Below are 472 nucleotides of genomic sequence, written 5' to 3'. Positions count from 1 at the left end.
CGCCATTCAGCGGGCTTATGGGCGGATTGCCAGGACCACCACGCCCGCTGTCACCAGGGCTACGCCGAGCCATTGGCGCAGGTCCAGGCGTTCGCCGAGGAAGGCCACGCCGAGCAGTGCCACCAGCACCACGCTGAACTTGTCCAGCGGCGCCACCAGCGACGCCGGGCCGAGCTTGAGGGCGCGGAAATAGCAGATCCAGGAGGCACCGGTGGCCAGCCCGGAGAGCACCAGGAACAGCCAGCTGCGCGGCAGGATGCTGCCCGGGGCCTGGAACTTGCCCAGGACCGCGAGGATGCCGCCGAGGGTGACGAGGATCACCAGGGTGCGGATGAAGGTGGCGAAGTCCGAATCGACCCGGTCGAGGCCGATCTTGGCGAAGATCGCGGTCAGCGCGGCGAACAGCGCCGAAAGCAGTGCCCAGAAGGCCCAGGATGCCAGCATGTCGTCCTCCTCCGGGCCTTCTCCACGG

At 68.4% G+C, this 472-nt stretch carries 1 protein-coding gene; it reads right to left on the bottom strand.

All coding sequences use genetic code 11. The annotated features are described in order from the left end of the window. Positions 1-15: 15 nt before the first annotated feature. Positions 16-472 (bottom strand): EamA family transporter (locus FLP08_RS16940; RefSeq protein WP_500681179.1); only part of this gene is annotated, 457 nt, incomplete at its 5' end.

The organism is Christiangramia aestuarii (assembly GCF_009735585.1).
Classification (GTDB): domain Bacteria; phylum Bacteroidota; class Bacteroidia; order Flavobacteriales; family Flavobacteriaceae; genus Christiangramia; species Christiangramia aestuarii.
The sequence above is the reverse complement of the archived record's forward strand: the minus strand, read 5'-3'. Positions and strand labels throughout refer to the sequence as shown.